This is a genomic window from Brevibacillus fluminis, from assembly GCF_003710825.1.
Taxonomy (GTDB): Bacteria; Bacillota; Bacilli; order Brevibacillales; family Brevibacillaceae; genus Brevibacillus_D; species Brevibacillus_D fluminis.
This window is the reverse complement of sequence record NZ_RHHQ01000023.1, coordinates 84,971-99,478: the sequence shown is the minus strand read 5'-3', so window position 1 is coordinate 99,478 and position 14,508 is coordinate 84,971. Positions and strand designations below refer to the sequence as shown.

Sequence of the window (14,508 nt, the reverse complement as noted above, 5' to 3'; positions counted from 1 at the left end):
GGGGAGCATTCAGATGAAAAAGCTACTGAGAACCGGCTTGATGATTGGTTTTGTAGTGGCATTGGCAGCTTGCAGCAGTCAAAATGCGCCGGAAGCACAAAAAGGCCAAACGCTGCCTAAAGCATCGCAGTCTGCCAACGGTGAACCCAAAGGCGGCATCGCGACTTATGGGTACCATGTCGACACCATGACTTTCTGGGACCCAAGTGACAGCTTCTCTAACGAAAACATCGCGACTAACAACATGTATGAAACGCTCATGCGCTACAATTCGAAAACAAAAAAGTTTGATATGTTGCTAGCGGAAAACTATTCCGTTTCTCAAGATGGCCTCACTTGGACCTTCGCTTTACGGAAAGACGTCAAGTTCCACACTGGAACAGAGATGACGGCGGAAAGTGTCAAGAAATCGATCGAGCGAACAATCAAGCGAGGGAAAGGTGCAGCTTTCATCTGGGACTCCGTCGACAAAATTAATGTGGTTGATAGTAATACAGTAGAATTCAAACTTAAGTATGCGGCTCCATTTGACGCAGTCGTTTCTTCCGGCTATGGAGCCTTTATCTTCGATGTGGATGCGCTTACCAAAAACGGCGATGCCTGGATCAACACAGGCCATGATGTGGGAACCGGCCCTTACACCGTGCAAAAATGGACACAGGGCAGCGAGCTGATTCTGACATACTTCCCGAACTACTGGAAGGGCTGGAAGGAAAGGAACTTCCAAAAGGTTGTCTATAAAACGATGACCGAAGCAAACACCCGTCAACAAATGCTGCAAGCGCGGAAAATGGACTTTACCGATCAGTTGCCAATTGAAATGGTAGATGCCTTGAAGTTGAATCCGGACATTACCGTCCAACAAACAGACAGTTTCGAGCAGCTTGTCCTACAGCTTAACACCCAAAAGCCACCGTTCACCAATCCCAAGGTGCGCCAAGCGCTGGCTTATCTCATTCCATACGATAAAATCATCAAGGATATCCTCGTCGGAACGGGCGAACAATCGCACGGCACCATACCAAAAGGGCTGTGGGGCTATGATGAGACACTCAGTCAGTATACCTACGATCCACAGAAAGCAAAAGCTCTGTTGACCGAAGCGGGCATTACCGATGGCAAGCTGACTTTGACTTACATGGCTGGTGACGATTTTGAACGACGAATTGCGGAGATCCTTAAAGTGGAGCTGGCAAAATGCGGAATACAGTTAGATGTGAAAGGCATGTTGTGGGATGCGCAATGGGATCTGGCAAAAGCGCAGGACCCGGCAAAACGGCAGGACATCATGTTAATGTACTGGTACCCTGACTATACGGACCCGTATAGCTTTCTGAAAAATCTGTATGCTTCCGAAAAAGACATTGTGTTCAACCTAGCTTATTATCGTAACCCTGACTATGACAGGCTGATAGAAGAAGGAAAACATGTCTCTGGAATAAACCGAGAGAAAGCGATCGCCCTCTACAAACAAGCACAGGAAATTCTGATCAAAGACGTACCGGGTATTTCCCTCTATGATCTGAAATACGAGCGCGTTCTACTTCCGAATTTCAAAGGCTACGTGGACAATCCGGCTTATCCGAACGTCGTGTTCTTCTACGATACCTATCGAGAATAAAGGTGTGATTGTGGATGCTTCGATTCATTTCGCGGCGCCTCCTGCTTGGACTCATCGTACTGGCAGGGGTGTCTCTGATTACGTTTATCATCGCTAGGGTCATTCCTTCTGAGCCGGCCGCTCGTTGGGTAGGGGCCCATGCTACCGCAGAACAGATCGAGGCAGCAAAAATTGAACTAGGCCTAGATCAACCGCTTTCCATTCAATATGCAACCTATATGAAAGGTCTGCTGACAGGTGACTGGGGCCATTCCGTAAGCACACATCAACCGGTCCTAGATGAATTGCTGACGTATCTTCCCTCCAGTTTGGAACTAATCTTTGCCGGTATGTTGATTTCACTAGTCCTTGGAATTCCATTGGGCGTGATATCCGCCGTCAAAAAAGAAGCGTGGATCGACCATCTGAGCAGGGGTTTTTCCATCGGTGGGGTATCCATTCCGACGTTTTGGTTAGCACTGATTCTACAGATCGTCTTTTTCAAATGGTTAGGTTGGCTGCCACTGGGGGAACGTGTCAGCACAGATATCTCCTTGCTTTTTCCCATCGAGGAGAAAAGCGGTTCATACTTGCTCGATTCGCTTATGCAGGGCAACTGGGAATTTTTCACCGATGCCTTTCTGCACTTGATTTTACCGGCCATAGCGATGGCTGCATATCCGCTTGGACTGATTACTAGGATGATTCGCTCATCGATGGTGGAGGTGCTTGGGGAAGAATATATGCGCGTGATGCAGGCGTACGGCGTGCCCCGTCGCAAACGTGTTTTCCTATATGCATTGAAAAATGCTATGGCACCAACCGTGACCTCGCTTGGCCTAACAATTGCCTACTCGCTGACGTCCACTTTTCTGATAGAAGCGGTTTTCAACTGGCCGGGGCTCGGGATGTACGCCTCCAAGGCGATTCTCTCCTCCGACTATCCGGCGATTATGGGCATCACGCTAATGGTGACGATCGCCTACATTTTGATTAATTTGATCGTTGACATCCTGCTGGTATTGCTGGATCCGCGTATCAAGCTAGGAGAAACGGTGTAAGGAGGGGAGAAACATGGGTTATTTTCTCAAGACAAACAAACTGGCGCTGATAGGTGTTGTTCTCATTGTGATTCTCATCTTGTTCGCGCTGTTGGCGCCGCTCATCGCCACATATCCGCAGGATGTGTACGAACAAATGCATCTCGAAAACAAGCTGCTTCCGCCATCCTTCGATCATTACTTTGGAACGGATGAAATGGGGCGGGATATTTTTTCACGCGTTCTATTCGGGACACGAATTTCCTTTGAAATCGGTGTAATAGCGATCTCGTTGTCCATACTAATCGGCGTGCCGTTGGGCTTGATTGCCGGTTACTTTGGAGGGTGGATCGATGAAGTGATCATGCGCATCTGTGACATTTTTCTCAGCTTTCCATCGCTGCTGTTGGCCATTGCAATCGTGGCGCTATTGGGTCCTTCGATTAGCAACATGATGATCGCCATCGCGCTTTCATGGTGGCCGTGGTATACGCGATTGATCCGCAGCCAGGCGATTTCCGTAAAAGAGCGCGGATTTGTCGAAGCGGCTAAATCAATGGGGGTATCACCCTTTCGAATTATACTGCGTCATGTGTTTCCAAACAGCTTGTCGCCGGTGATCGTACAGGCTTCGATGGACTTTGGCTCCATCATATTGACTGCAGCATCGCTTAGTTTCCTCGGGCTCGGAGCACAGGCGCCTACGCCAGAGTGGGGTCTCATGATTAGCATCGGACGCAACTTTTTTCTGACGAGCTGGTGGTATGTCACGATCCCTGGCATGTTTATTCTCCTGACGGTCATGGCGTTCAACTTTTTGGGTGATGGTCTGAGAGACTATCTTGATCCCAAGATACGTGACCTGTAAGAAAGAGGTGGCGATATGAGCAATTTACTCCACATGGAAAATGTGCGTGTTCACATCAAGACGCGCGCGCTAGACATCACTGCACTGGAACTAGATCATCTTTCGCTTGCACGCGGTGAAATGCTTGCACTGGTCGGGGAGACCGGTTCCGGAAAATCCATGACTGCTTCGTCTATCATGCAGCTATTCCCCACACAAAAGGCCCGGGTCACCGCGGGGAAAATCATGTTTGACGGCCGCGACTTACTAGGTTGTAAGCAATCCGAGCTGGATCGTATTCGCGGCGAGGAAATCACGATGATCTTTCAGGACCCAATGAGCTCCCTCAATCCGGTGTTTCGCATCGGTGATCCGATCATCGATGTGATTCAGATGCATACCGGCGTCTCCAAGATTGAGGCACGCGATCAGGCAATCAGAGCGCTGCGGTACGTAGGTCTGCCTGATCCGGGGCGGCTGATGCAACGCTTTCCGCATGAACTTTCCGGGGGGCAACGACAACGCGTAATGATTGCAATGGCAATCGTCTGTGAGCCACGAATGCTGATTGCGGACGAGCCGACTACGGCGTTGGATGTAACGATTCAATCGCAAATCCTATTCCTTATCGATAAATTGAAGCGGGAAAAGGGAACGTCCGTCCTGTTCATCACGCACAATCTGGGCATCGTCTCTAAGATGGCTGATCGGATTGCGGTTTTGTACGGAGGGCGCATTGTTGAAACGGGACCAACTCGCGAAGTACTTAAGCACCCGCGCCATCCCTACACGCGAATGCTGTTGGAAGCGATCCCGCGTATCAAGGACAAACGCGACCGTTTGCCGGTAATCGGAGGGCGCGTGTCGAGCCCGGCAGAGCCGATTCGCGGTTGTCGATTTGCGAACCGCTGTCCCCGTGTAAGCGATCTTTGCCAAGCGGAGGTGCCGACTCTTGCTACGGCCAGCGACGAGCACGAGATCGCTTGCTTTCATCCGGTGGAAGAGAAGAGGTGAATGACACATATGGCTACACCTATTTTGGAAGTGGAGCAACTGAAAAAATTTTTTAGCGTACGAAATGGTTGGTTTGGCAAAATGCAGACCGTGCACGCTGTGGACGATGTCAGCTTTTCCCTCCAGGAAGGGGAGTGTTTCGGACTGGTAGGCGAATCTGGCTGCGGCAAAAGCACCCTTTCCCGAACGCTTCTGAAGTTATACGCACCGACCACCGGAACAATTCGGTTTAATGGTCAGGATTTATTCAGTCTCAATAAGCGGGACGCGCGCAAAAACAGCAAAAACATCCAAATGGTGTTTCAAGACCCGTTTTGGTCGATAAACCCGAAAATGAAAATCGGGGCAATTATCGAAGAGCCACTTTTAACACATATGCGTTTGTCATTTACAGAGCGTGAGCACAAGGTTCGTGAGCTGCTGGAGCAGGTTGGACTGCCTGCTGACTTTGCAGGACGCTTTCCCCACCAATTAAGCGGCGGACAGCGCCAGCGAGTCGGTATTGCCCGAGCTATAGCACTCGACCCGCGCCTTGTCATTCTGGATGAGCCGACATCGGCACTGGACATGTCGGTGCAGGCGCAGATTCTGAATCTACTGAAAGATTTGCAAGAGAAAAAAAATCTGACGTATCTGCTTGTGTCCCATGATCTTAGCGTGATTAAACATATGTGTTCCCGACTGGCAGTTATGTATCTTGGCCAGATCGTCGAGATGGGGTCGACAGAGGAGATATTCAACGACCCCCTGCATCCCTACACGAAACTGCTGCTTCAGTCACTTCCGGTGATCGACGAGACCGAGTTTGCCCTCACTTTTTATGAAGGCGAGATGCCAAAGGCGGTCAACCCTCCCCCTGGCTGTCGATTCGCAACCCGTTGTCCGTATCATATGGACATTTGTCAAACAGAGCCACAGGAGCTTCGGGAAGTGAGACCGGGGCATTGGCTGCGCTGCCAAATTGGCGCTGCTAACGAAATCAAAATGTAGGAAAAGAGAGGGAACCTACCGTCGATTTATGGACCCAAAACTATACTGAAAGTAAAGTTTTCCTTTTAACCGAGGGCTGGTTAAGCCAATGTATAGAATGTAAACTACGATCCAACTTGACCTGGATCGTAGTTTTTTTTCTTCATTCCAAGAACTGTGACGAGCTTTTTTTGTAACGGAAAAGAATTATGTTGAAATCATATATGATTGGATATACAATTTGAATATAGACAGAAATATCAGGAAAGGAAGTGAACAATCATTATGTACATCAATGGAGAGTGGTTAAAAACAACAGAAAAGATTAAAGTCGTCAACCCGGCTACCGGTGACATCATTGATGAAGTATTCGCTGTCGGCCAGAGTGAAACCGACCATGCAATCCAGGCGGCAAGTATCGCATTTTCCTTTTGGTCACGAACAACGGCTGATGAACGTGCGGTGTTTTTACACAAGATCACGGCAAAGCTGGAAGAGAAACGAGAGTACTTGGCCGAACTCATTACAAAAGAAATGGGCAAATCAATTCATAATTCACGTTATGAGGTTGCAAGCACCATCTCCTTTTTCAAATGGTTCGCGGAAGAAGCACGACGTGTATATGGAAAAACGGTTCCGGCTTCATTATCCAACAAACGCATCCGAGTGGATAAGCATCCTGTTGGAGTAGTTGCGGCGATCACGCCATGGAACTATCCGCTGTCGATGATCGCCAGAAAACTCGGTCCAGCCCTAGCTGCTGGTTGTACAGTCATCCTTAAGCCATCAAAGGAAGCACCATTATCTGCAGTTGAATTATTCAGAATATTCCATGAGGTTGGTCTGCCGAAAGGCGTCGTGAATTTAGTCATTGGCCAGTCCGGCCCGATTTCGCAGGCATTCATGAATAGTTCAATCGTACGCAAGATCTCTTTCACAGGATCTACTGAAGTTGGAAAACAATTAATTCGGCAATCAGCGGATACTGTAAAACGTGTTTCGATGGAATTAGGGGGACACGCTCCGTTTATTGTATTTGAAGATGCAGATATTCCACTTGCGATTGAAGGTGCCATCCAAAGCAAATTTGCTTCCGCGGGTCAGCAATGTGTTTGCGCAAACAGAATCTACGTGCATGACAAAATATATGAGGAATTCTCGAGAGGCTTTTTGGAGAAAGTGGAACGACTGAGGGTCGGAAATGGTCTTGATGAAAAAAATCAGTTAGGTGCCATGATCAATCAGGAAGGCGTCGAAAAAGTGCATGAGCAAGTCGTAGACGCGATAAGTAAGGGTGCAAAGGTACTATGTGGTGGAACTCGGTTGACCGAAGGGGCATATGAAAAAGGGCATTTTTATCCGCCAACGATTCTTACAGATGTTCATGAAAGCATGGTTATCGTCCACGAGGAAACATTTGGACCTGTCGCGCCACTTATTCGGTTTTTTACAGAAGAAGAGGTCATTCAGAAGGCAAATGCCATTGAATACGGATTAGCTTCTTATTTCTATACAAATGATTTGTCGAGAATGTACCGCGTGTCAGAAAGCTTAGAATATGGAATGGTTGGAGTCAATGATCCTTTTCCATTTTCCGTGCAAGCACCATTTGGCGGAATCAAGGAAAGTGGCTTGGGAAGAGAAGGTGGAAGCGAGGGAATTGAAGAGTATCTTTCGCTCAAAATGGTATCCGTGCAGATGTAAGTCTTACGAAAGAGAGGGGACAGTCAAGTGGATACAATATGCGTAGTTGGAGCAGGCACAATGGGAAGAGGGATCGCACTCGCGGGAGCGTTGGGAGGATTTCGCGTAAAAGTAAACGATGTCTCTGAAGAGTCATTAGGAAAAGCGAGCCATTACATTGAAACCACTATGCAGCATAGCGTGGCTAGAGGGTTCCTTGACAAAGAGAATGCAGAGGAGGCACTTCAGCGAATTACCTATACAACTGATATGGGGGAGGCGGTTCGGGACGTATCTCTTGTAATCGAGGCTGTGTTTGAATCCATGGAGCTGAAAGTAGAGATTTTTAAAAAACTAGATGAACGAACACATCCTGATACAATTTTGGCGACCAATACCTCAACGATGAGTCCGACAGAGATTGCCGCCTCCACCAGCCGACCAGATAAATGTATTGCCATGCACTTCTTCAATCCCGTCCATAAAATGAAACTCATTGAAATCGTCAGAGGGCTGCAAACTTCAGATGAAACGGTCGAGTTTGTCAAGAAAGTTGCAGTCAAAATGGGGAAGGAAACGGTTCAAGTCAATGAATTCCCTGGTTTCGTTACCAGCCGAATGAATTGCCTGATTGGGAATGAAGCGATGAACATTTTGATGGAGGGGGTCGCTTCAGCAGAAGATATCGATCGAGCAATGAAATTAGGTTTAAATCATCCAATGGGTCCTCTCGAATTAGCCGATTTGGTTGGGTTGGATACCAGGTTGAGAAATATGGAGTATTTGCATAAAACATTGGGCGAAAAGTACCGTCCCTGCCCCCTGCTTATCAAGTACGTGAAAGCAGGACGACTTGGGCGAAAATCAGGAGCTGGTTTTTATGACTATTCCTAACCGAAATGAGATCCCAAAGCTACTTTCGGCCAAAAAAGCCATCGAACTGATTAAAAGTGGGGATCGCGTTCTTGTTGGAGGCTTTGGTCTTTGTGGAACACCGCTTACTTGTATCGATGTGATAACCGAACAAAATCAGATAAGAGACTTAACCATCATCAGCAATAATTTGGGAGAAGCGGGGAAGGGACTTGGTAAATTACTTCTCTCGCGTCATATCAAAAAGGCGATCGGCTCATATTTCACTTCCAACCGTGATGCCGTTCTCGCTTGGAAGCAAGGACTACTCGAGATAGAAGTAATCCCTCAAGGTACTCTTGCAGAAGCCATCCGATGCGGAGGGGCGGGTATCGGCGGTTTTTATACGAAGACAGCAGTGGGGACGCTACTCAGTGAAGGAAAAGAAGAAAAAGTCATAAATGGTGAAAGATATATCCTGATCGAGAGCATACGAGCCAATGTAGCGCTGATTAAAGCTCATAAAGCGGATACCCTCGGAAATCTCATTTATACAAAATCAGCTCGAAACTTCAATCCAATCATGGCGACTGCAGCAGACTTGGTCATTGCTGAGGTAGACGAGATTGTCATGGCAGGTACGCTCGATCCCGAGCACATCGTCACACCCCATTCTTTTGTAGACATTCTAGTGTTGAATGAACGCTATGCCAAAGTCGGGGGGGACTATGTTGAAAAACCAACGAATCGATAACAAGGAAGTCAAGATGCGGGTAAACATAGCAAAGCGTGTTGCGTTGGAGCTGAAACGGGGAATGGTTGTTAATCTGGGCGTAGGGATTCCAACCTTGATCCAGGACTTTCTACCAATCAATCATGGGGTATATTTGCAATCGGAAAATGGAGTGCTCGGCATGGGAGCGACTCCAGCAAGAGAAGATGTGGATATGGATTTAATCAGTGCAAGCAAGCATCCCATTACTCTTGAAGAAGGAGCATCGATCTTTTCGAGTGCTGATTCCTTTGCGATGATCCGCGGTGGCCATATTGATATTGCGGTTCTCGGAGCATTGCAGGTAAGTGAAACAGGGGAAATTGCCAATTGGGCGATACCGGGAGCGGATATTCTCGGGGTAGGCGGTGCGATGGATTTAATCGCGAATACCAAAACGATTATTGTAGCAACGCTTCATCTCAGCAAAGAACACCGACCAAAGATTGTCAAACGTCTTACCTATCCGACTAGTGGTATTCGCCAGGCAAGCAAAATCGTGACCGAAAAAGCTGTATTTAAGATAGAAGATGACAAATTATACCTGCAGGAAATTGCGCCGGAGAGTTCGCTGGAAGACATCCGTTACAGTACTGAAGCGACGTTTGAGGTTTCTAGAGACGTGAAAGTAATGTCTTTGTAACCAAGAAATGAAATGAGGGGACGGCATGTATTACACAAATATTGTAACGAATGTAAGTGATGAGATCGGTTTGATTACGATTAACCGTCCGCACTTACGAAATGCATTGGATTTGGAAACATTACACGAGATTGAAAATGTCATGAGTGAGTGGCAGAACGATGCCCGCGTAAATGTCGTCATCATTACTGGTACTGGAGAAAAGTCGTTCGCTGCCGGTGCGGATATCGCCGAGTTACATAAAAGGACTATGATTCAAGCACTGAATCCAAACATGACTTCAACGTACAGAAAAATCGAAATGTTCGAAAAACCAACGATAGCGGCTATCAATGGACTTGCCCTCGGAGGCGGACTGGAATTAGCACTAGCGTGTGACATCCGGATTGCTGCTGAACATGTCAAATTAGGGTTACCTGAGTTAAACCTGGGGATAATGCCGGGAGCTGGAGGAACACAAAGGCTCTCCAGAATTGTGGGGAAAGGCAAGGCACTTGAAATGATTTTGACTGGGGATATTATTACAGCGGAAATTGCAGAAAAAATAGGTCTAATCAGCAAAAAGGTTTCCTTAGATGATTTAATACCGGTTGCCAGAGAATATGCCAAAAAAATTAGTTCAAAGGGGCCGCTTGCTGCACGGCTAGCGAAGGCGGTCATTCACCAGGGGTACGATTTGAATATGGAAACAGCTTTGTACCTCGAAAAAATAGCGCAAACGGTGCTGATGGGCTCGGAGGATAAAAAGGAAGGAACGCAGGCATTTTTAAACAAAACCATCCCGCATTTTACAGGAAAATAAAAAGGAGGAACACTTACCATGGATTTTCGTATGTCGGAAGACGTTCAAATGTTGGTCAAAGTAGTGGGGGACTTTGTGCAAAATGAAGTAGAAAGAGTGGCGATGGAAATCGAAGAAAAGGATGAGATACCAGAGAAAGTTATCAACATGTCCAAAGAGATGGGATTGTTCGGATTAAGCATCCCAGAAGAGTACGGTGGTCTTGGCTTGGATATGGTTGGAAAATGTGCGGTGTATGAGGAACTTGGAAAAACGCACAATGGATATACCACATTGATCGGAGCTCATACCGGCATCGGAACAGTTGGGATCGTTGATCTAGGAACCGAGGAGCAAAAGAAAAAGTATCTTCCTAAGATGGCATCGGGTGAATGGATTGGCGCCTTTGCATTAACAGAACCGAGCGCAGGCTCCAACGCAGCCAATTTAAAAACAACAGCTGTCAAGAAAGGCGATAAATACATTTTGAACGGTTCAAAGCACTACATCACGAATGCCGTTTGCGGACATGTTTTTACGGTCATGGCGGTAACGGATCCGAGTAAAGGGGCAAAAGGTATCACATCGTTTATTGTGGAGAAAGATTTTCCGGGATTCATGCTTGGTTCTGTTGAGAAGAAAATGGGACTTAGAGGTTCTCATTCGGCTGAATTGTTTTTTGAGGATTTGGAGGTCCCCGCGGAAAATGTCCTCGGTGCAGAAGGCACCGGATATGTCAACGCTCTCAAAATATTGGCGAATGGACGCGCTGGACTCGCTGCAAGAAATTTGGGTTCATGCGTGAAACTACTAGAGATGAGTATGGAATATGCAATGCAGCGTTCACAGTTCGGAAAACCGATTTTTGAGCAGCAGGCAGTTCAGCATATGCTTGCAGACATGTCGGTAGAGATTGAACTCCTCCGTTCGATGACCTATCGTGCCGCATGGATGAGCGACCAAGGAATGCGTGTTGTAAAAGAGGCTGCCATTGCCAAGCTATATGGCTCAGAAGTTTACAATCGCATCGCTGCAACCGCCATCCAAATCCATGGCGGAGTCGGTTACATGAAAGAATTCCCGATCGAGCGTTACTATCGAGATGCACGAATCACCACGATTTACGAAGGTACCTCACAAATCCAGAAAAACATCATAGCTGGAGAGTTGAAGCGGGAATATTTATAATCTTCTATTAAATCGGGGGAGTAACAATGAGAAGCGCAGTGATTATTGATGGAGTTCGGACAGCAATTGGAAAAATGGGTGGGACTCTTCGGGACGTTGAAGTTGATTTTTTATCTGAAAAAGTGATTCAGGAGGTTTTGCAACGGACTCGTATTGATGGAAAAGATATTGATCAGGTCGTATGGGGACATGCAAAGCAAAGCTCTGACCAACCAAATTTGGCGCGCTTGGCATCTTTGCGGGCTGGACTACCAATCGAGGTAGCGGGTTACACTGTCCATCGCCAGTGTGCTTCCGGTCTGCAAGCGATCAATAACGCGGTACAGGAAATCATGTGTGGGATTTCCGATATCGTCGTGGCAGGGGGCGCAGAAAGCATGAGCAATGCTCCCTATTATTTGCGAAAGGCACGCTATGGCTTTGGGGCAGGTAATGCGGAAATCATTGATCCCAATACGGAAAGTCAACCGCGAGCACAACCATTTGAAATCTACGGAAATCTCACGATGGGATTAACCGCTGAAAACCTGGCTGAACAATACAAAATCAGCAGAGAGGAACAGGATGAATTTGCACTCGACAGCCAGGAGAAGGCAGTTGCGGCTATTCGAGAGGGTAGATTCATGGAGCAAATCGTTCCCTATGAACAAAAAACAAGAAAGGAAACAATCTTGTTTGATACAGACGAGCACCCAAGGGTAACATCGCTCGAGAAATTGGCTGAACTGAAGGCGGTTTTTAAATCGGGAGGGACTGTTACTGCAGGGAATTCCAGCGGTAGAAACGACGGAGCGTCAGCTTTAGTTATCATGTCCGATGAAGAAGCATCAAAAAGAGAAATGCAGCCTCGACTACGTATTATCTCTCAAGCTTCAGCTGGTGTCGCACCGGAGATCATGGGGATCGGACCTGTTCCATCCACTTTAAAGGCGCTCAAACAGGCAGACCTTACACTAAATGATATTGATCTGATTGAACTAAATGAGGCTTTTGCGGCTCAAGCGTTGGCTGTTGTGAAAGAGCTTGGCATCGATAAGAAAAAGCTTAATGTTAACGGCGGGGCGATAGCCCTCGGCCATCCGATTGGAGGCACCGGGGCAATTTTGATGACGAAGCTGATGTATGAGATGGAACGCCGGGGAAACCGTTATGGACTTGTAACCTTGTGTATTGGTGGAGGTCAAGGTCTGACAACAATCGTGGAGAATCTGAGGGTCTAAGACATACCTAGGGGAGAAACCGAGATGAGAAATCATTCTATAGCTCTACTACCTGGAGATGGCATCGGAGTCGATGTAATTCAGGAAGGTAAGAAGGTTCTAGAAGTTGCCAGCCAACTTGACGGTGGATTTACCATTTCTTTCGAAAGTTTCGACTGGGGTTGTGAATATTATTCGAAGCACGGAAAAATGATGCCGGATGATGGCCTGGATCAACTAAAGCAGTTTGATTCCATCTACCTTGGCGCAGTCGGCTTCCCGGGGGTCCCTGACCATGTATCACTTTGGGGGTTGCTTCTGCCAATTCGCAGGCATTTCCAGCAATACATTAATATTCGCCCGGTTAAGCTTCTCCGTGGTATTCCCTCGCCATTGGCCAATCGAACGCAAACAGATTTGGACTTTATCGTTATCCGCGAAAATAACGAAGGGGAGTATTCGAACATCGGGGGACGCATGTACGAAGGTACCTCACAAGATATGGCCATTCAGGCAAGTGTATTCACACGGCAAGGAGTAGAGAAAGTACTTCGTTATGCGTATCAGGTGGCACAAAAGTCGGGCAAACGGAAACGAATCACAGCCGCGACAAAATCAAACGGAATTACATATACAATGCCGTTTTGGGATGAATATATTCAGAAGATTAACGCAGAATTTCCCGATATCGAAACCAGTATCATTCATATCGATGCACTTTGCTCTTTCTTCGTAACGAAGCCGGATTCTTTTGACGTTGTCGTTGCTTCCAATCTGTTCGGCGATATATTAACCGACCTAGGAGCAGGAATTATTGGAGGAATGGGAATCGCACCATCCGCCAATATCAATCCTGAAAAGAAGTTCCCATCCATGTTCGAACCCGTTCATGGCTCCGCTCCTGACATAGCGGGAAAAGGGATTGCCAACCCAATCGCTTCGATTTGGTGTGCGAGTATGATGCTCGAACATCTTGGAGAGCTCGATGCTGCTCATGCCATTATGGAGGCTATGCAGGACGTACTGGAAGAGCGAAAATTCGTTACCCCTGATCTAGGCGGTATTGCCTCAACTGAGGAAGTTGGCAATGCCATTTGCAAGAGACTGTACGAATCGATGAGATGACAAACGAACAGGGGATGATATTGTGGACATTGTTGTGTTGGTAAAACAAACGTTTGATACCGAAGAAAAAATTGTGATTCAGAACGACAGTGTAAGCGAGAACGGTGTGCAGTTTATTATGAATCCGTATGACGAGTATGCGGTAGAGGAAGCGATCAAGCTAAAAGAAGAGCATGGAGGCTCAGTTACCGTCCTATCCATTGGCCCCAAGCGCTTTGAAAGTTCATTGCGTACCGCTCTTGCTATGGGAGCAGACCACGCTGTGCTAATCGAAACCAGAGATATTGCCTTGGATGAATATAGTACCGGTATGATTATCGCAACTGCTTTAAAGAAACGTTCCTTTGATATGGTACTGGGCGGACACCTCTCAATTGACAATGGGTCTGGCCAAGTTTGCGCTAGATTGGCTGAATTGCTGCAAATTCCGTTAGCCACATCCATTACCAAGCTAGAAATCCAAAATGGTGCAGCTGTTGTCCAACGGGATATTGAAGGTGATTGTGAAGTTCTGGAAGTAAAATTGCCAGCCATTTTTACAGCTCAGCAAGGATTAAATGAACCCCGGTACCCATCATTACCCAACATCATGAAAGCGAAGAATAAGCCGCTGGAACGATTGGCGATCGAAGACTTAACAGTGGAAGAAGAGCAACTAAAAGCAAAAACGATGGTTATCGAAACCTTGCTTCCAAAGAAAAAAACCGCAGGACGCATCTTAGTTGGAACACTGAGTGATCAGGCCAGGGAATTAGGGTCGATTATTGGTAAGACAGCTGATCTTCATTAAGGAGG

General features: G+C 47.0%; 14 protein-coding genes. All 14 read left to right on the top strand.

The genetic code is table 11. From position 1 onward, the window contains the following. Positions 1-13 precede the first annotated feature (13 nt). The 14 genes from EDM56_RS26150 to EDM56_RS26085 all read left to right on the top strand — a co-directional run bounded on the left by EDM56_RS26150 (position 14) and on the right by EDM56_RS26085 (position 14,503). Positions 14-1,621 (top strand): ABC transporter substrate-binding protein, encoded by a 1,608-nt coding sequence (locus EDM56_RS26150; protein ID WP_122920890.1) that lies wholly within the window; start codon positions 14-16, stop codon positions 1,619-1,621. Positions 1,622-1,635: 14 nt separating this feature from the next. Continuing rightward, positions 1,636-2,661, top strand: coding sequence for an ABC transporter permease (locus tag EDM56_RS26145; protein WP_122920889.1), 1,026 nt, complete (start codon positions 1,636-1,638; stop codon positions 2,659-2,661). 13 nt (positions 2,662-2,674) lie between these two features. Beyond that, a complete protein-coding gene (nikC, locus tag EDM56_RS26140) occupies positions 2,675-3,508 on the top strand; it encodes a nickel transporter permease (protein WP_122920888.1) in 834 nt (277 codons plus the stop codon). A gap of 15 nt (positions 3,509-3,523) precedes the next feature. Then, the gene (locus EDM56_RS26135) at positions 3,524-4,501 is read left to right on the top strand and encodes an ABC transporter ATP-binding protein (RefSeq protein ID WP_122920887.1); all 978 of its coding nucleotides are present in this window, start codon (positions 3,524-3,526) and stop codon (positions 4,499-4,501) included. 9 nt (positions 4,502-4,510) lie between these two features. Further along, a complete protein-coding gene (locus EDM56_RS26130; RefSeq protein ID WP_122920980.1) occupies positions 4,511-5,491 on the top strand; it encodes an ABC transporter ATP-binding protein in 981 nt (326 codons plus the stop codon). 264 nt (positions 5,492-5,755) lie between these two features. Continuing rightward, the gene (locus EDM56_RS26125; RefSeq protein WP_122920886.1) at positions 5,756-7,174 is read left to right on the top strand and encodes an NAD-dependent succinate-semialdehyde dehydrogenase; all 1,419 of its coding nucleotides are present in this window, start codon (positions 5,756-5,758) and stop codon (positions 7,172-7,174) included. Positions 7,175-7,234: 60 nt separating this feature from the next. Beyond that, positions 7,235-8,047 (top strand): 3-hydroxyacyl-CoA dehydrogenase family protein, encoded by an 813-nt coding sequence (locus EDM56_RS26120; RefSeq protein ID WP_425456361.1) that lies wholly within the window; start codon positions 7,235-7,237, stop codon positions 8,045-8,047. Continuing rightward, positions 8,034-8,759 (top strand): CoA transferase subunit A, encoded by a 726-nt coding sequence (locus EDM56_RS26115; RefSeq protein ID WP_183192592.1) that lies wholly within the window; start codon positions 8,034-8,036, stop codon positions 8,757-8,759. Before EDM56_RS26120 ends, EDM56_RS26115 begins: the two co-directional genes overlap by 14 nt. Positions 8,760-8,772: 13 nt before the next feature. After that, positions 8,773-9,420: a 3-oxoacid CoA-transferase subunit B gene (locus tag EDM56_RS26110; RefSeq protein ID WP_246009548.1), complete on the top strand. Its 648-nt coding sequence runs from the start codon at positions 8,773-8,775 to the stop codon at positions 9,418-9,420. 25 nt (positions 9,421-9,445) lie between these two features. After that, positions 9,446-10,222, top strand: coding sequence for an enoyl-CoA hydratase-related protein (locus tag EDM56_RS26105; RefSeq protein WP_122920883.1), 777 nt, complete (start codon positions 9,446-9,448; stop codon positions 10,220-10,222). An 18-nt stretch (positions 10,223-10,240) separates the two neighbouring features. Further along, complete coding sequence (locus EDM56_RS26100) at positions 10,241-11,389, top strand: acyl-CoA dehydrogenase family protein (RefSeq protein ID WP_122920882.1); 1,149 nt, start codon at positions 10,241-10,243, stop codon at positions 11,387-11,389. A 26-nt stretch (positions 11,390-11,415) separates the two neighbouring features. After that, positions 11,416-12,609: a thiolase family protein gene (locus tag EDM56_RS26095; RefSeq protein WP_122920881.1), complete on the top strand. Its 1,194-nt coding sequence runs from the start codon at positions 11,416-11,418 to the stop codon at positions 12,607-12,609. 24 nt (positions 12,610-12,633) lie between these two features. Then, complete coding sequence (locus tag EDM56_RS26090; protein WP_122920880.1) at positions 12,634-13,713, top strand: tartrate dehydrogenase; 1,080 nt, start codon at positions 12,634-12,636, stop codon at positions 13,711-13,713. A 22-nt stretch (positions 13,714-13,735) separates the two neighbouring features. Beyond that, positions 13,736-14,503, top strand: coding sequence for an electron transfer flavoprotein subunit beta/FixA family protein (locus EDM56_RS26085; protein ID WP_122920879.1), 768 nt, complete (start codon positions 13,736-13,738; stop codon positions 14,501-14,503). The last annotated feature ends 5 nt before the right edge of the window (positions 14,504-14,508 follow it).